This is a genomic window from Legionella nigrisilvae (assembly GCF_977063395.2).
Map to the genome: position 1 here is coordinate 235,225 of NZ_CDRUGZ020000043.1, position 20,224 is coordinate 255,448.

The following is a 20,224-nucleotide window of genomic DNA, read 5'->3' on the forward strand; positions in this document are numbered from 1 at the left end:
ACAAAAAACCGATATTATCATTACACAACTGCTAACGCCATCTTATGAGAGACCCATGCTTGATTTTAAATTGCTACGTGATCCCCAAACAGGAGAACAATATATAGAAACTTCTCTTTGCGGCAAACCACTTCTTACCACTCCTCAGTTGAACAAAGGTACGGCGTTCACAAACGAAGAAAGAAAAGAGTTTGGCCTATTAGGAAAGCTACCACATCGGGTTGAAACATTGGATGAACAAGTCAAGCGCGCTTATTTACAATACTCCAGTTATACAACACGTCTACAACAAAATATCTATTTAAATAATTTGCACGATAAGAATCAGATCTTATTCTACAAATTAATCAATCGTCATTTAGGTGAAATGTTACCTACAATATATACCCCTATAGTAGGGACTGCGGTAAAACGATTCAGTCATGAATACCGCCAACCCCGCGGCTTATATATTTCGCATTCAGATAAAAATCAACTCGAAGAAATATTAAAAAATCGTTCTAATCCAGAAATTGATGTGATTGTTGTTACTGATGGCGAAGGAGTTTTGGGTATTGGTGATCAAGGGATCGGAGGGATGGATATTCCAGTTGCCAAACTGATGGTCTACTGTTTATGCGGCGGTATTGAACCAACTCGCACCTTACCGATATTTCTTGATGTAGGTACAAACAACCAAGATCTCCTCAATGACCCTATGTATTTAGGTTGTCGTCATCCTCGCATCAGTCCAGCAGCATATGATGAGTTTATCTCCACTTTCGTTCATGAGATACACAAACAATTTCCCAATGCTTTTTTACACTGGGAGGATTTTGGTCGAGGTAATGCCCGACGCATCTTGGAAAAATTCCAAGATCAATTGTGTACTTTCAATGATGATATCCAAGGTACTGGTGCTGTAACATTAGCTGCTTTATTAGCTGCCTGTGATGTAACGGGTTCAAAGCTTCATGAGCAGCGTATTGTAGTTTTTGGTGCTGGATCAGCAGGAACTGGTATAAGCGATCAAATTATTGATGCGATGGTACGGGAGGGGATTAGCCCAGATGAAGCCTATAAACGATTTTGGCTAATTGATCGTCAAGGTTTATTGCTCAATACTGATCCCGAGCTTACCGAAGCACAAAAATGCTATGCGCGGGATCCCAAAGAAATAAATAAATGGGCTATTAATGAAAAACAACATCCCTCTCTTACGGATACTGTACGACATGTAAAACCCACAGTACTTATTGGTTGTTCTGCGCAACCAGGAGCGTTCTCGCAAGACATCGTTGAAACTATGTCAGTCAATTGTGAGCGCCCTATTATTTTTCCTTTGTCTAACCCAGATGAAAAATGCGAAGCTAAACCTTCAGACATACTAAACTGGAGTCAAGGTAGAGCTCTAATTGCTACCGGTACAGCTTTTCCTGCAGTTGAATATCATAATCGCATGGTACAAATTGCCCAATGCAATAATGCATTGGTGTTTCCTGGAATAGGATTGGGAGTCCTCGCGGTAAACGCTACAAAACTAACAAAAGAAATGATCCTGGCCGCAGCACATGCTTTATGTAAATTTGCGCCCAGTAAAAAAGAAAGTTATTTACCTTTATTACCCTCTTTAGATGATGCACAAACCGTAGCTAAAGAAATTGCCGTTGCGGTTGCACGTTGCGCTATCGATTCAGGGCTTGCGCAAAAAAATAAGGATGCTGATTTAGAAAAACTTATCGAAGATATGTTTTGGGAACCAAGATATTTACCATTTAAATATAAAAAAGGATAACATTAGTAGGCTGGTGCGGCGCAGAGTAACCCTGGTTTTTATTATGCTAGACCGTGCTGCGCCAGGATATCTAATTCCCATTAGACTTAACAAAATTTACTTGAATACTTTTCAACGTAGCCGTATCCGGTTCCCAAGAACGCGCGTATTTAAGAACAATAACCGTACTTTCGGGATAGCTTTTACCCTTCTGTCGAGTAAAGGTAAAATGCATCTGTCCACCCGCACCAATTAGGTTAGTTTTCGGTCTTTCATAATTGCTACTACGTAGTGTTAATAAATTTTTATCGAAGCGTACAATCGACCATTGAAATCCGGTGGTTGGGTTTGCGGGTAACGTTACTACAAAACTCGGATCATTCACATCAACGTTCATGGACGAGTTATTATCTGCATAAATCAACGTGGAAGAACTAAGAAGCAATAAATAGAGTACGGTTTTCATGAACAACTCCCTTTGGATATTCTACAATCAGTTTAGCCTATTTCGTTGGGTTCTGTTATCTTAAGTTCTTCATTCTGCCCAAAAGATTGTCAAATGCGATTGCGCAGAAACTTATCAAATTGCAACTGCACGAATAAATTTTAACTATTTGACTCTATTAAAAAAATTGGATACTCTGCCCGAAGCTCAATCACCGAGAGGATTTTATGTTAAATTTAATTGGCTGGGATGAAATTTGTGAAATACTGGATTTAAAAAATGAAGCAGGAGATGAAAATTACCTTTCAGGAATTATTGAGCGAACAACAAGTAAATATCGAGAACGTCCTGGTTTTTTTACTCCGTATCAAAATGGCCAGGAGTTTGCGGGAGAATTATTAGCACCGGTTTGGTATCCTTTAATTTCTTCACTGGGTAGTGCACTTATGGCATTTACTGCAGTTGTGGCTGCGTGCTACTTCGTTGGATGCATGTTACTCGCGCTTTTATCAATTATAATGATGAGTGCCGAATACCGTAACACTGCTTTAGAAGGAGCTACAGACAGTCTTGCCCTAACGGGTTTAATGCTTCTTGGGACGGGAGCAGGTGTGTTGGTTGCCCTTCTCAGTATTCCACATAGCATTTTTTCGCTTTTTAGCCGTCCAGTCGCCACAGCAGTTTCAGCAACAACCGATGGTTGTGATGATGGTTATCAATATACTCTTTAACGTATGGTTTAAGCTAGGCTGACGCGTTATGCACACCCTAAAAATGCAATATAAACCATCCCGCATTTTCAATACGCGTCTCCCCACTCCAAAGTACATTAATTTTAAATATAAATCTTGATATTAGCGCATAGAAAAGCGATTATTTTATCTTTTTATAATCACAGTAGGAGCGCGTGTGGAACACGAGACCATGGAATTTGATGTAATCATCGTCGGTGCAGGACCGGCGGGACTATCTGCCGCGATTAAATTAAAACAGCTGGCTTTAGCTGAAAAAAAGGAATTATCTGTTTGTATACTAGAAAAAGGGGCACAAGTTGGGGCTCATATTCTTTCCGGGGCGGTTCTGGAACCGAGAAGCCTAAAAGAATTACTTCCTAATGTCTGGCAAGAGGCACCACTTGATACTCCTGTAAGCGAAGATCTGTTTTATTTTCTAACTCAAAAAAACTACTATAAGCTCCCTACTCCTAAGCCCATGCATAATGATGGCAATTACATCATTAGTCTGGGTGAACTTTGCATGTTTCTTGCCCAACATGCAGAGTCTCTGGGTTGCGAAATTTACCCTGGATTTGCTGCAGTTCAAGCGCTTTACAATGATCACGATCAAGTGATTGGCGTTGCAACTGGGAGTGTAGGTCTCGATAAAAATAAAGAGAAAACAAACAATTATCAACCCGGGATGCATTTACTAGCTAAGCAAACTCTGCTTGCTGAAGGATGTCGTGGACAACTTAGCCAAAGCCTAATGACACGTTACCACCTGAGGGATAAAGCAAATCCCCAGACCTATGGGTTGGGTATTAAGGAAATATGGCAGGTCAAAGCAGAACACCATAAGCCCGGGCAAGTGATTCATACTGTGGGATGGCCAATGGATTATTCAACCTACGGTGGTTCATTTATCTATCACTTATCAAAACAACGTATTGCCCTTGGCTTTGTAGTGGGTTTGGACTATAAAAATCCATGGTTAAATCCATTTGCAGAGCTTCAACGTTTCAAAACCCATCCTTTGGTGCAACCTATTTTAACTGGAGGCGAACGAATCAGTTATGGGGCACGCGCACTTAATGAAGGGGGATGGCAATCTTTACCCAAACTCACCTTCCCGGGAGGAGCATTAATTGGTGATGCAGCAGGATTCCTTAATGTCCCTAAAATTAAAGGGATACATACAGCAATGCAATCAGGAATGCTTGCAGCAGAAGCATGCTTCGAAGCTTTACAACAAGAAAGTAAAGTACAATTTGAATTAACCCGCTATTCAGAAAAAATCAAAAAATCCTGGTTAGAGAAAGAACTCTATTCGGTACGCAATATAAGACCAGGGTTTAAATATGGTTTAATTCCTGGCTTGATCAATGCCGCCTTTGAAACATATATTACCCGTGGACATTCCCCTTGGACACTGACAAATCATGCCGATCACACGACTTTACTTCCAGCAAAAAAAGCAAAGAAAATAGAGTATCCTAAACCTGATGGTGTGCTTACTTTTGATAGGTTGTCCTCTGTTTTTTTATCGAATACTTATCATGAAGAAAATCAACCTTGCCATCTCGTATTGAAAAAACCACAATTGGCAATAGAGATTAATTTAAAGACTTATGCATTTTCAGAGGGCCGATATTGTCCTGCAGGGGTATATGAAATTATTGAGGAAGAGCAAGGCCCAAGATTGCAAATTAATGCTCAAAACTGCATCCACTGTAAAACGTGCGATATCAAAGACCCTCGACAAAATATTGTTTGGCATGCCCCGGAAGGAGGGGGCGGACCCAATTACTCAGGAATGTAACCATCGAAACAGGTTGGGTTTAAAATTCAACCTGAATTTATTCATTTATTGCACACTCTTTCAAAAAAATGCCATTTTTTTAGTGTTTTTTTAATCATTCTCAATCATAATTCGCCACGAAAAATTAATAGTAAAAGCCTCGTGCTGTTTTTTACATTAAAACATATTAAGGTGTACCCATGTCCAGACTTACAAAAATACATAAAAAGATACTTACTAATTTTAACAATTTTGTTTCCGACACAAATCAAATTCAGTTATTAGCTAACAATATTGAACTATTCGAAGCCATACCCAATAAATATCTAGATAAACTCTATAAAACTATCACAACCTTTGAGTTTGCGAAAAACAATGATGCTTTATTAATTATGGCCTACAGCTATATCCATTATGCTTATGAAAATAAAGAAGCAACCAACCTTAATGACGCGCTTATTATGTTAAACAAAGCGAATCATTGTTTTCAAAGAATTATTGATTCCTATTTATTGCTCCACCCTTCTCAATTAAATGAAATACACTCAGAGCACATACTAAAAGCTAATTTTCATCTCCATAAGATTAAATTACTTAAAGCGGAGATGCAGCTCTTTTATATTCAAAAAGAAGAAGTAAATAATATGTCAAATGTTGCTTCAATCAGAAAAGAGCTAACAAATATTATTGATGAATACATTAAGTTTAAAAGAATTTTAGAAAGTAAATATAAAGATAGGACTCACCAAGCTCAACTTTCAATAAACAACCACCTCTACTCATCAATTGAAATGGGACTCCAGCAGGCAAGGGATTTATTAGAGAAACTACCACGAAATCCAACCGCAAAACGTCAGCTTTCTGAAACTGTTTCGGAACCTTCTCAAGAGAAAAGTCCGGTAGTTACACCATTAAGAAAGAAAATGAGGCAAACCGTAGCAAACAAGAATGAATCTAGCCCAGCAGATCAAATTCCATTACAACCGGGTTCAAATAGTGAATACTTCAAGCCTGAATGGGATGGTTTAGCTGCATTAATTGTAGCGGCGTCGAATTCAGCTCCCATGGAAACTCCTCAAAAACCTGAGATGATGATCCCTAGCGCTCCCCAACCTTCCTTACGCTATATTGAAGACAGCAAAACATTCCTGGATAAGTTTCAAGTATGGTCTAAGATGTATTTTGATCGACATGACCATTACTCAAAACTGAAACAAACTGAAAAATCTTTAGAGAAAATCGCTCATTCCTTATTATTAGCAGCTGTTCGATTAAAAAAAGAAAGCCCTGTATTTAAAGACAAACAATTTAATCCAGTGGTTAAGGTGGCAGTGCAGTTTCTTTTATTTATATGTGGAGTAGGAACACAATCAAATTTTGAAGCATTAGAAAAACAAAATTTATTATCAAAAACCTATGCTCCACTTCTGAAACCGTTTATTCGTTCATTTCTTGATGTTCCTCATGAAAGATTGATTGGACATCTAAGAATGCAATTTGCTTCTGAGGCGCCCTCTAATATTTCATTTCGTGGCTTAGAAATTCAAGAAATTATTGAACAATTATTTAAACTATTTGATACCCAATTAAGTTTTGATGATTATCAAAGAGTAACAGAAGATTGTCTCAAGGGTTTAATGCAAGCAAATGAGCGATTAGTTGAACAAAATGAAGTTGAATCTCATTTCACAGTATAGCCATATAACTAATAATGAAATGGGTGAAGCGAAGTTTTAAATTGACTCTCGAGCTAAATTCAATGAGTCACGTCGCTTCACCCGGTTACTAAGGTGTTATCCCTCATCGATATAAATGAGACTGATCAGGAACAAAAACTTTGCATGAACACCATTGACTGTTCAATTGTTTTACATTAAGATGTAAATTTAGTTTAAAAGGCCAATAAAAATTAGGTTTAGAGCGTCATAAACACTACATCTTAAAACGTTCATCCATAGGAGAATGTGAACATAGTCTTTTTTGACTTTTTATTTTACTGCCCTGAAGGGCAAACTTAAGAGTAAATCATAAACTATAAACTGAACTCAACTTCGATGTTTAAGTCTTGTCTATTCTCCTAGATCCGATTTTGAACCCTTTATTTGTAACCTATGTCTATGAATTTGGTTGAACTAATTATCCGTAGTGAAACAGATAAGTCGATACTACTGAACGTTCACTGCGACCGTTGGTATGCTGTGGGAGTTAGCAAATGAACAACACCAATTTACCGAACCATTTAGGATCTTTTATAGGACATTTTTTAAAACCGTATCGTAAAATGGTTGTTTTATTTATCTTCATAGCCATCTTAGCTGGATTTTGGGGTCCATTTAATAGTCTATTGATTAAATCCTTCATTAACGCGTTAGCATCTGAGCAAAGCATTGATACCTCCTATCTTTATTGGATAGCAGGATTATTGGTTTTGAACTTTATCGTGTTTGATAATATCACCTGGAGAACAATTGGTTATCTAAATTACAAGTTTGAAACGCTCATCAAAAATGAAGTTATTAGCCAAACTTTTAATTATGTCTTAGGTTCTTCTCATCAATTTTTTCAAGATAACTTATCAGGGCGAATTACGGATCAAATTACAACACTTGCAGATAATCTTGAAATTATACTTCATAGAGTAACTGTGGATTTCATTCGGGGAGCCTCGTTACTGATCGTTTCGTTTATCACAGCTTATTATGTCAACCCCCTGTTTTTTTATATTTTGTTGATTTGGTTCATTGCCTTTGCATCATTTAGCATTTGGATGTCAACACGACTAGTGCTCTTGTCTGATAAACATGCAAGCAGTGAGTCTCAGCTTTCTGGCCAGTTGGTCGATGCATTAAGTAACCAATCAAATATCCGCATCTTTTCACAAAAGACTTATGAAATAAATCGCATGAACACCTACTCTGAGCGGGTCCAAGAGGCCTTTCAGAAAAAAGAACGTTTCATTATGTTATTAGGAAGTGTTCAAGGCGCCATGATTGCAGTGATGATGGGAGTGGCAGGATTTACATTAATCCATTTATACAGCAAAAAACTAATAAGTATTGGAGATTTTGCTTTAATTATCGGACTATCAATGGAGTTGGGGCATATGATGTGGTACACCATGTTCCAAGTGGATTTATTTAACCAAGCTCAGGGTAAATGTAAGCAAAGTTTAAAATCCTTGGTTATACCTCATGAAATTAAGGATAAAAACAACCCATTGGAATTAATTGTACCTCAGGGGGAAATAAAGTTTTCTAAGGTTAAGTTTCATTATCATGGCACATATTCGCTATTTCAAAATAAGTCAGTGACTATCAAAGCGGGTCAGAAAGTTGGATTAGTTGGATATTCAGGAAGTGGCAAATCAACCTTTATTAATCTGATATTAAGACTTTACGATGTAGTGGATGGTCAAATTCTCATCGATGGCCAGAATATCACAGAGGTCACCCAAGAAAGTTTAAGACGAGCCATTGCTATGATTCCACAAGATCCAACGCTTTTTCATCGAAGCTTGACGGATAACATCCGCTATGGAAAGATTGATGCGACCGAGGCGGAAGTTATTGATGCCGCCCAAAAAGCTCATGCTCATGAGTTTATTAAAAAATTGCCAGAAGGCTACAGTGCATTAGTAGGAGAGCGGGGAATTAAGCTTTCCGGCGGTCAGCGCCAGCGCATTGCAATTGCAAGAGCCATATTAAAAAATGCCCCGATCTTAATGCTTGATGAAGCCACTTCGCAGCTTGACTCCATTACCGAAACGAATATTCAAGATAGTTTATGGCAACTAATGCAAGAAAAAACAACTTTGGTTATTGCCCATCGCTTGTCTACCCTTCTCCACATGGATCGTATTTTAGTATTCGATAACGGACATATTGTTGAAGATGGAACTCACAGTGAACTACTCAAACAAGGTGGTTTGTATAAAACCTTATGGGATGCCCAGGTTGGTGGTTTTTTACCCGAAAACCAGGAGAAACAGTCTGATGAGGTTTTGGAATAGGTATGAATTCAATATTCATCATTTCGTGTAAATTCTTATATTTCAGCAAGGAGCAACTGTCTTGAAGAGAGTTGCTATGCTTGCTGAAGTAAAATATCCCTCAGATTTTTAAAGAAATAGGTTTAACAGCCCAAAACCCGAGACTCAACCTTTTCCTGGTTTTCTTGAGGCTCTAAGGTTGCATTCGCTTCTAACATCTTTTCAGCAATTTTTTGTGCCAATTTTGGCAGATTTTTTGGAACCTCTTTATAGGTCTTTTTAAATCCTTTTGTAAAAGAAGAAATTTCATTCTTTATCGCTGAAAGAAATTCACTATCCTTGCAAATAAAAAAGTCTGTCTCAGAAGAAGAACATGTGGGCTTAGAATCCTTCTGCTTTAAGATCAAACTTATTTGACTTATGAGAAGCCTCCGAAACTCATCATGCTTCGGTAACAAGGAACTAAAGCTAATAAATCCAGGAGGAGTAAATTTATTTTTTATAGCAGAGTCAAAAGTAGCCTCCTTGATTCGTAGCTCCTCCAAATAATCATATACCTGAACTATTGAGTGACCTAATTTCTCTAAGGCATTAACGTATGCTGGCCCATGATAAACATTCACATAATGTGCCAAAAACGGTAAAATTATTGCCAGGGGTTCATTAAATTGTTCTGTTTGCAAGAAATCCAAGGCAGCTGTTTGAATTTCCGCTCTTAATTCATATTCTTTCTTTTGGATTCTCTTCATTGTTATTAAATTACAATCTATCTCTTTAGGAAAAAAATGACGTTTGTCTTTATAAGAAAGACCTTTGACGAATGGGTAATTATCAAATTGTGTGAGCCCCATTACGGTATCGATACGTTCTCTTAAAAAATCACAAAATTTATCGACTTGCCCTGCCTTATCACTTGTCTCTATTAAATACACAGTTAATGCTTTATCAAGTATTTGGCAAAGCTCTTTTATTAGTTTCACCTGCTCACCTTGCGCATGTTGAAGGAGTCTTTGAGCTTTTTCAGTGTGTATAGACTTTAAGCTTGCTGCTGTGTACCACTGGCACTCAGCTAACGATTCGATATAGGCATTGTAATGCTTCGCTAAAACGATACATGCGATCGTTCGACGATATAACTCGGGGTACTTTTCTTCTGAAATTAAATTATCCAGGCTAAGCACACCAAACACAGTTCGATGACTTTCGACTTTTTTTAATACGGGCACCTCTACCTCTTTAGATTCTGAAACCTTAGCCGTTTTTTTCTTACTTTTTATTATTTCACTACTGAGCGCTAAAGGTATCGCTGGTGGAGTATGAGAAGGAGGGGCTTGAGGAGTGACGGAGGGTAAGATTGGGAAGGATGTGGATTTTCCACTTCGAAAGAATTTTAAAGCCTGGGTAATTGATCCTTTACCCGCGGACGTCTCTGAAGACCCATTCTTCTCTTTAATTGATTCGTCAATAAGGGGAGGGTCACCTACTTTTATTTCTCCCTGAGAATCAGGAACATTAATCTCTCGTGGCGAGGAAGGCCGGGATTTGCTTCTGGGGGTTTGGGGAGATTCGTAATTGCGGGGAGATGAGGGTTGCGATTTGCTAACAAAAGTTTGTTTTTTCATAATACTCTTCCTTAAATTAAAAAACAGGCAAATTCTAGTTGAGAATACCCCCTCAGATCAAATAAAAATCAAAATGTTCTTCTAGCACAATTATTAAATTTTTAAACTTAATGTAGCAGGTCACTCACTCAGATTAAGCAATTCACCTAGGTTTTAAGGGGATAAGCGTTGTAAATTCCATTCATTACGCTTTACATACTCCCAAACATCGGATAGTTCGTCTTGTCGGTAAGAATAAAATACCATGCGTTTCGGCTGAATCCGAACACCGCAATATTCAGGACTTAGAGGGATTGCTTTATTTAAAAACGAATCTTCTATCTTCTGGCGCTTGTTTTCTATTATTTGTTTATTCTCAATCAATTGCATTGACGTAGGTGCATAACTTAAAAAGCGAATTTGAGACCATCGCGGATAACTATCCCAATAATGTTTATTCTCCGCATGGTTTAAAAATAGGCTTTTTCCTTCAATTATCACTTCTCGTTGCAAAAGTTCCAGCCAGAATACCAGACTTACCTCAGGATTATTTTTTAACTCGTTTACTTTGCGAGTATTTTTTTGTGTAAAAAATAAAATACCTTCATCTGAAATTTCGCGAATAGCCACGACACGACTATGTGGGACACCCTCTAATGAATTTGACGACAACACGGCGTGGCTTGGATTAGGAGCTCCAGCTTCCCGTTCTCTGGTCAGCCAAAAACTCAGTTCAATAATAGGATTGGTTTGCATTCGCGGCTTTTCCTTTGGACTTAAAACGTCTAAACCATTGTACCTGAATCAGTTGCATATAGGCTATGAAGTGTCAAATCAAGTTTTTTTCAACTACTCATATCAAATAGGCATGCACTATATCATTGTCATCAATGCTTCCGCTTGGTTACTATTAAAAAATATTTGTTTATTATATTCTACACTCCAGTTGGATTGGATCTATAGGGACGTAAAATTAACTACTCTACAGGAGGGTAAATATGTTTAATTCGTTCCACTTACAAGGTGTAGAAGCCCTTAATAAAGGAGACCTTACACAAGCCAAAAAATTCTTACTTCAAGCAATAGAACAAAATCCCGAAGTTCACGAAACCTACTTTTTTTTAGGAAAAACCTGTTTTTTAGCCGATGAAAAAAAGGAAGCCTTATTTTTTTTAAAAAAATTTATCGAATTAACTCAGGATTTAAAAGACGAGCCAAATAAATCGTATGCTTTTGATCTGTTAGGACAATGTTATGCCGCTGACAATGAGGACGAGATAGCCATCACTTGTTACTTAAATGTTATAGAGATTGATCCTTCCTGCGCATCCGTACGACAAAATTTAGGTTTGCTTTATATGAAGCAAGCTCAGGAATACCTTGAGCTCAATTTAGAAAAATGTCTTACTTTATTACGTGATGCTCAAATTGCGCTTAAATCATCTCTGGAATTATGTAGTAATAATCCTATGTTTTTGCATTCTATTGCAAGTTGGTATGAACAGTATATCGAGCTACTGAAGAAATTATCGGAAGAGAACAGTCTAGCAGAAATGATAAACAAACAGTTTAATCATGCAATTCACTATTATCTTGAAGCTCTAGCTCACTGCCATGAAAATGACCAATTACTGCACAGTGCAATCACAGAAAATCTTACTGAATGTTATGCACAATTTGGCCATTATCTGTATCAGAACCAAGAATATGCAAAAGCACAGGAATTATACCTAGCAGCTCTTGAGTTGGACCAAACTCATATCCCCGCACTCAATCAAATGGGTATGTGTTTATTTAAACAAGGTAATTATGCTGAAGCCAGAGCTCCGTTTGCAAAACTAATTGACCTCTCTGAGGACAAACAGGATAAAGCGGATGCATGGTTAAATATAGCCTGTTGTTATCGATTAGAAAAAAATTGGGAAAAAGCAAAAGCATCTCTCAATGTAGCAAAGAGATTAGCACCTCAAGATCCAGAGATAGTTAAAGAAATGGAGAATCTAAAACAATCAAAATCTCAATCTGTGCTTTCATTAACTGACCAAGCTTTCTTTGACCCTCTAGTGAATAACAATTCTTCTTTGATATCCCCAAATACAGAAAGTTTGCAGTTTAAGTAACTGATAATTGTAGTTTAGAAATACCTTCTTAAATCCTGGGTTATGGCATACCCTCACCCAGGTTACCTATTTATTAATTCTTCTGGGCAAGCCACACCGTAGCTCCGCCACAATCTGGATCACTCACTTTATGGACCAATATCTTTAAATGGTTCGCATGCAAAATCCTTCCATATTCTTTAGCATCCAGTGAAGCATGGTATAAATCATGGCCACCATTGTCACTCCAAACCTCTCCAGCGTCAGGACCGGTAGTAAAAAGCAATAGACCGTTGGTTTTGACTAATGAAGAAAATAAATTCAAGGCCTTACGTTGATCAGCTTGTGGTAAATGAAAAAAACTATGCCAGGCAATGACCACATCAAACGGTTCAGCAAATTCCATTGTCCTCATATCCTTTAAGAGCCATCGCGCCTGTGGGAAGTTATGTTTACAACGGTCTATCATTTTTTTGCTGGCATCAACACCGGTTAATTCGAAACCCGATTCTATTAAAAATTTTGCAATAGGTTCTCCTGTGCCACAACCAATATCCAACACACGTCCCCCAGGGGGTGCATATTTTTTTATTTGTTGCAAATAAAATTGCTCCATGATGAGCTCTTTATTGCGATGCGCATCATACCAATCAATTATTTCATCATAAGTTTCATAGACTTTATTTTTATTTGATTTTTTTACCATTGCGTTCTTCAGTTGAAAATTTAAATAAGGGTTTAAATGCCATATGCCTTAGCTCATTGAGCCACTGCTCCCTTGGTTTTCCACCTGGTGCCGTAGATTCATACCAATTATTTTTACACCAAAGATAAATCTCCAAGCTTTTCATTTGGCTAAAATCATTAATTGCATGTAATAAACCAGCATCTATAGGTAAGATCCGCTGGTATCCTTCTATCATCCATGCAAATTTTTCAGCCCATTCAGAATAAGGGGTGCCGCATAAATCTAAAAAAGGTTTAGCAATATCCGCTATAAACCAATGATAAACGGGTTCATCGAAGTCAATAAAATGAATTTGTTTGCCGTCGAACAATACATTCCCTGGACGATGATCCCCATGTGTGAGACCAAAATTAACATTATTTATTGTAAAATTTCTGAAGTGCTCCTCGATCGTTTGGAACAAATCCTGGATAGCTGAGTCTTCATGAGTCAGGTAGCCCGCCGTTTCGCTCCATAAATCCTGCCAATTTCTAAAATGATGGCCATTCGCTTTATAACTCTCTGCAGCGCGATGTAAACGAGCCAATGCTTCCCCCCAATGAACGTATGCATTTTTATCCGGATACCCGAAATGCATGATCGTTCCCGGTACCTCAGAACATACTTGGGTTAAAAAATGGAGTTCCTCCTGTATTACAGTTTCAATATAAGCTCCATTTTTTGAAGGAAGTACTTCACAAATTGGGGCTTCATTCCGAAACAAGTGCTGTTGAAAATCGATCGCAGCTAGTAATTCTTTTTGAGGACGAATTTTTTCATGAGTTATTCTTAAATAGAATCTATTGCCCTCCGCCTCAAAACGATAAACACAATTGATTTGGTTATTAACCAGTTGCAAATTCTCAGGATTTTCTACCCACTGCAAAGCGGCTTTAAAAGCTGTCTCAGTACTGATTCTTTTTAAAGTATTTTCCCAAACCATCACTTTAACCTGATAAGTTCTATTATGCTTAAACTGAGATTATGCTTTTCGTCACACATTTCTTCATCCTCATTTGGGATACCTTCATTATAATCTATGTTACATACAGCAGATATGTGTTTATCCCATGACTAGGCTTATTCGAGTATACTGCTCAATTTGCTGCTTCTTCTGAAACGCAATGATTGCATCTAATATTTGTTCCACCTCACCGGTTTCAGACCAAAAACTCTGAAAAGCTAAAGGATATGTAGCCCTTACATCCTTTTTAGAAATTTCTTGGGAATGTTCTATTTCTTTTGATAGCATTTTTAATAATTCAATCTTATCTTTTATTTTATCATTCCCGGAATTGAATTTTTGCTCCAATAGTTTCAATTTGTTTTGCATCAGCTCTACAAGATAAAGCTTAGCTACTCCTCTATCCATTGTTCGAATGACTGCACTGTAATCACAAGAAGTAAACATTCGGTAATGTTTCGGTTCCTCTACCTTATTTTGCGGATTAATTGCTTCCCTATTCACAATTGCGTCTTGCGTTAGATCAGGTTTGCTCAGGTTAAGCCAACCTTTGATAAGTTGTTTTATAGAATATGGAGCCATACGCCACAATAAATCTACACCAGTAAATAAAACTGCTGTAATTGAAAAAACTGTACCTGCAGCTGGAGCCAGAGGAAAAAGCAATACAAAAACCACTGCACCTAACGCCGCAGCTAAAAAGGCCATTGCAAACGTGTTACTTAAAGCTGCCTGCATATAACGCATGCGTTGAATACTGTCTTTGGGAGATTCAAAAGCCCTATATAAATTGAGTCCAAACATTATGAGCTGATGACTCAATGCTACCATTAAACTACTAAAGAAAAACCAAGGGCCTGCTACGAAGCTAAAATCAAAAATCTTTGATATTGCAGCCCCATAAAGTGAGATACTTGCTAAAACAGCACAAACAGCTGAAACAGCGAAAAGTAACCACCGATCTACATTTTGATTGCTGGCTTTTGCGAGGTGATACCCATTGATTAAGGCACTTACAGTTAGTAAAAAACCAATAAAAGGCAAAATGATATAAAACAAAGGAGAAGCTCTAAATGCTGCGGATAGCCTTGCATCAGCCATCGTAGCAAATAAAGCTATTTCCTGAGTTTCTCTAATGTATGTAATCGCCTTCTGGAAGTGAGTAACAAACATAAGCCACCTGATAAATTATTATTATTCCTTTGCATGGGCTTAACCCAATTAGAGCGCCTAAAAATAGCCTGACTTGAAGAAAGCCATAAAGTGGTTTGTGATAATCACAAAACCTAGATTATGAACCCATCAATAGTCAGGCTATAGTTCTGGCTTATTGCTGTTATTATTGCCGCAAATGTGGGAACAAAATAACATCACGGATTGATTGAGAGTTAGTAAATAACATGACCAAACGATCTATCCCTATACCCTCTCCTGCTGTAGGAGGCAATCCATACTCCAGTGCTTCAATGTAATCGCTATCAAAATGCATGGCTTCTAAATCACCGGCATCTTTTTCTTCAACTTGCTTACGGAAACGCTCGGCCTGATCTTCTGCATCATTCAACTCAGAAAATCCATTGGCAATTTCTCGACCCGCAATAAAAAATTCAAAGCGATCAGTCACATCCGAATCATGATCACTACGACGGGCTAAAGGTGAAATTTCAGTCGGATAACCCGTAATAAACGTGGGCTGAAATAATTGATGTTCCACTGTTTCTTCAAACAATATGATTTGCAGCTTCCCTAAACCATCCGTTGCTTTGAAAGGAAACCCTTTTTTCTGCAAAATCTCACGACAACTAACAATGCTTTCCAGCTGTTGCGGGTTAATTTCTGGATGATAATATAAAATTGCTTCTTTCACTGTCATACGTGTAAATGGTTTATTAAAATCAATAATTTGACCTTGATATTCAATCTGCCGTTTTTCCATCACGGTATCACAGAGATAACGTAATAATTCTTCAGTAAAATTCATCAAGTCTTTATAGTCTGCATAGGCTTGATAAAATTCCACCATAGTAAACTCTGGATTATGACGGGTTGAAATACCCTCATTACGGAAGTTACGGTTAATTTCATAAACACGCTCAAATCCACCCACCACGAGACGTTTTAAATAAAGTTCTGGAGCGATACGTAAATACATAGTCATATCTAAAGTATGATGATGTGTCACAAAAGGACGTGCCAAAGCTCCACCCGGGATAGGATGCATCATGGGTGTTTCTACTTCTAGATAATAGTTTTGATCCATAAACTGTCTAAATGCTTGAATTAATCGCGACCTAGTTAGAAAAGTAAGCCGACTTTCATCATTGGCGATTAAATCTACATACCGTTTACGATATTTAACCTCTTGGTCAGCTAAGCCATGAAATTTATCAGGTAAGGGGCGCAATGATTTAGTTAATAATTCAATATGCTCTGCGTTTACAGTAAGCTCACCTGTATTGGTCTTAAATAATTCACCTTTAACCCCAACAATATCGCCTAAATCCCAATGCTTGAATTCCTCGTACTGCTCAGGGAGATCATTGGCGCGGATATATACTTGGATCCGACCGGAGAAATCTTGAATATGAAAAAAACTCGCCTTGCCCATAATACGTCTCAACACGATACGACCGGCAACTGTTACCTTCACATGCTCTTGCGCTAAGGTTTCTTTATCTAATGAATCATAATGTTTTGTGACTTCTTGAGCTAAATTTTCACGACGAAATTGGTTTGGAAAATTAAAACCTTTTGTCCGTAACTCAGCCAATTTTTGTTTACGAATATAATAAACTTCGCTTTCATCTATATGTTCAATTTGTTCTTCACTCATGCTGCCCTACTCCTGCCTTTAAACTGGCTTCAATAAATTGATCCAACGCCCCATCTAATACAGCTTGTGTATTGCTTGTTTCCACATTGGTTCGTAGATCTTTAATACGAGATTGATCCAATACGTAGGAACGAATTTGGGATCCCCAACCTATATCTGATTTACTGGCTTCTAACACCTGCTGTTCTGCATTTTTCTTTTGTATTTCCAGTTCATATAACTTAGCGCGCAGCTGCTTAAATGCCTGATCTTTATTACGATGCTGGCTTCTATCATTCTGACATTGTACTACAATTCCACTGGGAGCATGAGTAATACGAACTGCAGAATCAGTCCGGTTAACGTGCTGGCCCCCCGCTCCGGAAGCTCGATACGTATCAATACGTAAATCAGCTGGGTTAATTTCTATATCAATATCATCATCAATTTCAGGCGAAACAAATACTGCTGCAAATGAAGTATGTCGTCTATTACCTGAATCAAAAGGAGATTTTCGCACTAACCGGTGCACACCGCTTTCCGTACGCAGCCAGCCAAAAGCATACTCTCCCTTAAAATAAATAGTGGCACTTTTAATACCGGCAACCTCTCCTGGAGAACACTCAATTAGTTCTGTAGTAAATCCATGTTGTTCGCCCCAGCGTAAATACATCCGCAATAACATTTCTGCCCAATCTTGAGCTTCTGTACCCCCAGAACCTGATTGAATATCTAAGTATGCATTTGAATCGTCCATTTTTCCGGAGAACATCCGACGAAACTCTAAATCAGCAACTTTTTTCTCAATGGAAACTAATTCGTCACCAATTTCATTAATGGTTTGTTCGTCCCCTTCCTCACGTGCAATTTCAAACAACTCATTTAAATCAGTTATGGATTGACCTAATTGCGTTAAAGTTGAAACAATTGCTTCCAGTTGGGTTCGTTCACGACCTAAAGCTTGGGCAACTTCCGGATTATCCCAAACATTAGATGACTCCAACTCGCGAACGACTTCTTCTAAACGCTCACTTTTAGCGTCAAAGTCAAAGATACCCCCTAAGCGCTTCTATTCGCTTAAGAAGATCCACCAGATTAAGATTAATTTGGTTTACTTCTAACATAGTGTCTCTTTAAAAAATATTAATTGGATCAATACCTTATCATAAGATAGCCTGCGTGCGGCGAAGCATGCCCTGGCATTCTGCCATCACCCCGAGTGAGGCGAAGGGATCGCCCATCGTAGCCTGGTACTAAAGCGTGGTGATACCTCGCAGCACTTGGGGGATGACGAGAGCTCCGCTTCGCGGCATCCAGCTACATTACTGGGCTCCATGATGATTTAGTATGACTCGTAAAAATAAGTTTGAGATTTTACCGTGAAAGTAGGCAAAAAAACAGCTATGAAGTCTTCATTGCTGTTCGATATGCTTGCAAATTCATTAATAAATCTGCTTCTGCCAGTGATAAATGACAACTTTCGACAATTTCATCGCGATTACCCCCCATTTCCAAAATACGCAAAGCATGACGATACCCGCCATCATTAGCTCTTTTATTTTCCAAATCCTGAATTTGGTTATCCATACTAATCATTTGGGTATTTATCTCTTTTAATTGTTTTGAGAATAACAAATCAGCATGGATTAACATGGGATGATCTTTGTTAATTTGATCAATTAGCTTTTGTTGCATATCCAATCGTCCTTGAAAATCAATTAATTTCTTCCGCTGGCTAAATAAGTAATTCAGTACGAATAGAAAAATAACCCCATTTAAACTTAAAAGAAAATTAATCATTTTGTATCCTTATTGCCGATAACTACACGATGAGCTGCTGGATGACTTAATGCTGGATTTAATAGGCGGGGAACATTTCGGTCCAAAGCAATGATAATAATCACTCTACGATTTGCAGCCCGTCCTTGCTCTGTAACATTATCAGCAACTGGATATTGTTCTCCATATCCCGTTACTAAAAGGCGTTGGGTTGCAATCCCAAATGAGTTTAGAATTCGGCCAACAACTGCTGCGCGCATAGCTGAAAGCTCCCAATTTGAGGGGAACTGTGGGGTTTCTATAGGAATATTGTCTGTATATCCCTCTATGGCAACAATAGAAGACGATTTTTTAATTTTACTGGCTAATCGCATCAATTTAACAAAAGCTTCTGGTTTTAAATCGGATTCGCCCGAGTCAAATAAAGCCCCAGATTTAATATCCAACTCAACCCAACCTTCTTGTCGATTGATTTTATAATTTCCATCTTCCAATTCTGCTAGTGATTGATTTAATTCATCAAGTCCATCATTAAAGGGACTTTGAAATGGTGTCGTTTGTGGTCCATCTTTTATACTCTTCGTTGATTTAAGTGCCCGAGCTTCATCTTTTTTATTGAACGCTGATTTCATCCCCTCAGAAAGAGAGCGATACTTTGAAATATTTACAGAGGAAATAGCATACATCACTACAAAGAATGCAAATAGCAAGGTAATAAAATCAGCATAGGAGACAACCCAACGGTGATTATCGTTATGTTGCTCATTTCTTTTTTTTCTTTGTTTCATCTTTCTTCTGTTGGCCAAAATTATTGAGTTTTAACAGCAAAATTCCTGGACTTTCTCCGGAAGCTATGGCAACTAACCCTTCTACAATCATTTCATCGTAGTGAACCTGGCGCGCAATATAACTTTTTAATTTATTTGCCACGGGTAGAAAAATTAAATTAGCCATTCCTACTCCATAAATCGTAGCTACGAACGCTACTGCAATACCTAATCCCAATTCGCTCGGTTCCGATAAATGGCGCATCACTTGAATCAATCCCAATACAGCACCCAAAATTCCTATGGTTGGACTATACCCCCCCATACTTTCAAAAACTTGTGCTGCGTGCGAATCATGTGTCTCCACACGATCTATCTCTTCCTCTAGAACTTGTCTTATGGTGAATTTATCTACGCCAATAACCAACAACTCTAATCCTTTACTGATGAGTGGATTTTTTTCAACTTCTAAATGCTCCTCCAAGGAAAGCAAACCCAGCTGACGGGCTTTACGTGCCAAATCAAACATCTTATTACGGCAGTGTTCAAAATCGAGTTTTGGTGGTGTGATAACCCAGGGCAAGATTTTAAAGGCTCGTTTAAAGGTACTCAGTGGTGTTTGCACCATCACCGCACCAATTGTTCCTCCCAGAACAATTAACAACGCAGAAAAGTTGAGTAGGGCTTGCATGTTTCCACCTTCCAAAACTTGCCCTAGTGTAATCGCTAAAAAACTGACTAACATCCCAATTAAAGTTAACGCATCCATTCT

Annotated in this window: 17 protein-coding genes; 6 read left to right on the forward strand and 11 right to left on the reverse strand. The window is 38.1% G+C overall.

The window, feature by feature from the left end:
• Positions 1–55 precede the first annotated feature (55 nt).
• The gene (locus tag ACWTE2_RS31475; protein ID WP_182393289.1) at positions 56–1,774 is read left to right on the forward strand and encodes an NAD-dependent malic enzyme; all 1,719 of its coding nucleotides are present in this window, start codon (positions 56–58) and stop codon (positions 1,772–1,774) included.
• 70 nt (positions 1,775–1,844) lie between these two features.
• Here ACWTE2_RS31475 and ACWTE2_RS31480 read toward each other — a convergent pair whose 3' ends face one another.
• On the reverse strand, positions 1,845–2,219 hold the full coding sequence (locus ACWTE2_RS31480) for a protease inhibitor I42 family protein (RefSeq protein ID WP_182393288.1): 375 nt from the start codon (positions 2,217–2,219) through the stop codon (positions 1,845–1,847).
• Between the two features lie 206 nt (positions 2,220–2,425).
• Here ACWTE2_RS31480 and ACWTE2_RS31485 point away from each other — a divergent pair, with 206 nt between their 5' ends.
• The 4 genes from ACWTE2_RS31485 (at position 2,426) to ACWTE2_RS31500 (ending at position 8,724) form a co-directional block, all read left to right on the forward strand.
• A complete protein-coding gene (locus ACWTE2_RS31485; protein WP_454785851.1) occupies positions 2,426–2,929 on the forward strand; it encodes a hypothetical protein in 504 nt (167 codons plus the stop codon).
• A 178-nt stretch (positions 2,930–3,107) separates the two neighbouring features.
• Positions 3,108–4,736 (forward strand): electron transfer flavoprotein-ubiquinone oxidoreductase, encoded by a 1,629-nt coding sequence (locus ACWTE2_RS31490; RefSeq protein ID WP_454785852.1) that lies wholly within the window; start codon positions 3,108–3,110, stop codon positions 4,734–4,736.
• Between the two features lie 179 nt (positions 4,737–4,915).
• Positions 4,916–6,412, forward strand: coding sequence for a hypothetical protein (locus tag ACWTE2_RS31495; RefSeq protein WP_454785853.1), 1,497 nt, complete (start codon positions 4,916–4,918; stop codon positions 6,410–6,412).
• Between the two features lie 515 nt (positions 6,413–6,927).
• Entirely contained in the window at positions 6,928–8,724 is a 1,797-nt protein-coding gene (locus ACWTE2_RS31500) for an ABC transporter ATP-binding protein (protein WP_454785854.1), read from the forward strand.
• A gap of 122 nt (positions 8,725–8,846) precedes the next feature.
• Here the strand turns inward: ACWTE2_RS31500 and ACWTE2_RS31505 are convergent, their stop codons facing one another.
• The gene (locus ACWTE2_RS31505; protein ID WP_454785855.1) at positions 8,847–10,325 is read right to left on the reverse strand and encodes a hypothetical protein; all 1,479 of its coding nucleotides are present in this window, start codon (positions 10,323–10,325) and stop codon (positions 8,847–8,849) included.
• A 153-nt stretch (positions 10,326–10,478) separates the two neighbouring features.
• Entirely contained in the window at positions 10,479–11,060 is a 582-nt protein-coding gene (locus ACWTE2_RS31510; RefSeq protein WP_454785856.1) for a pyridoxine/pyridoxamine 5'-phosphate oxidase, read from the reverse strand.
• 242 nt (positions 11,061–11,302) lie between these two features.
• Between ACWTE2_RS31510 and ACWTE2_RS31515 the strand changes: the two genes are divergently transcribed.
• A complete protein-coding gene (locus tag ACWTE2_RS31515; protein WP_454785857.1) occupies positions 11,303–12,424 on the forward strand; it encodes a tetratricopeptide repeat protein in 1,122 nt (373 codons plus the stop codon).
• 73 nt (positions 12,425–12,497) lie between these two features.
• Here ACWTE2_RS31515 and ACWTE2_RS31520 read toward each other — a convergent pair whose 3' ends face one another.
• The 8 genes from ACWTE2_RS31520 to ACWTE2_RS31555 all read right to left on the reverse strand — a co-directional run bounded on the left by ACWTE2_RS31520 (position 12,498) and on the right by ACWTE2_RS31555 (position 20,221).
• Positions 12,498–13,109, reverse strand: coding sequence for a class I SAM-dependent methyltransferase (locus ACWTE2_RS31520; RefSeq protein ID WP_454785858.1), 612 nt, complete (start codon positions 13,107–13,109; stop codon positions 12,498–12,500).
• Positions 13,090–14,073 carry a phosphotransferase enzyme family protein gene (locus ACWTE2_RS31525; RefSeq protein WP_454785859.1) on the reverse strand — a complete coding sequence of 328 codons (984 nt, stop codon included), beginning with the start codon at positions 14,071–14,073 and terminating at the stop codon, positions 13,090–13,092. Before ACWTE2_RS31525 ends, ACWTE2_RS31520 begins: the two co-directional genes overlap by 20 nt.
• Before the next feature lie 120 nt (positions 14,074–14,193).
• On the reverse strand, positions 14,194–15,267 hold the full coding sequence (locus tag ACWTE2_RS31530) for a hypothetical protein (RefSeq protein WP_454785860.1): 1,074 nt from the start codon (positions 15,265–15,267) through the stop codon (positions 14,194–14,196).
• A gap of 166 nt (positions 15,268–15,433) precedes the next feature.
• Positions 15,434–16,927, reverse strand: a complete 1,494-nt coding sequence (gene lysS, locus ACWTE2_RS31535; protein WP_454785861.1) for a lysine--tRNA ligase — start codon at positions 16,925–16,927, stop codon at positions 15,434–15,436.
• Positions 16,920–18,030, reverse strand: a protein-coding gene (prfB, locus tag ACWTE2_RS31540) for a peptide chain release factor 2 (protein ID WP_454785862.1) whose coding sequence is annotated in 2 segments (ribosomal slippage) — positions 16,920–17,954 and positions 17,956–18,030 — 1,110 coding nt in all. Because the reading frame shifts where the segments join, the coding sequence is not laid out codon by codon here. Before prfB ends, lysS begins: the two co-directional genes overlap by 8 nt.
• A gap of 277 nt (positions 18,031–18,307) precedes the next feature.
• Positions 18,308–18,706 (reverse strand): DUF2802 domain-containing protein, encoded by a 399-nt coding sequence (locus tag ACWTE2_RS31545; RefSeq protein WP_454785863.1) that lies wholly within the window; start codon positions 18,704–18,706, stop codon positions 18,308–18,310.
• A complete protein-coding gene (locus ACWTE2_RS31550; RefSeq protein ID WP_182393274.1) occupies positions 18,703–19,473 on the reverse strand; it encodes a flagellar motor protein MotB in 771 nt (256 codons plus the stop codon). Before ACWTE2_RS31550 ends, ACWTE2_RS31545 begins: the two co-directional genes overlap by 4 nt.
• Positions 19,448–20,221 (reverse strand): flagellar motor protein, encoded by a 774-nt coding sequence (locus ACWTE2_RS31555; RefSeq protein WP_454785864.1) that lies wholly within the window; start codon positions 20,219–20,221, stop codon positions 19,448–19,450. Before ACWTE2_RS31555 ends, ACWTE2_RS31550 begins: the two co-directional genes overlap by 26 nt.
• Positions 20,222–20,224 lie beyond the last annotated feature (3 nt).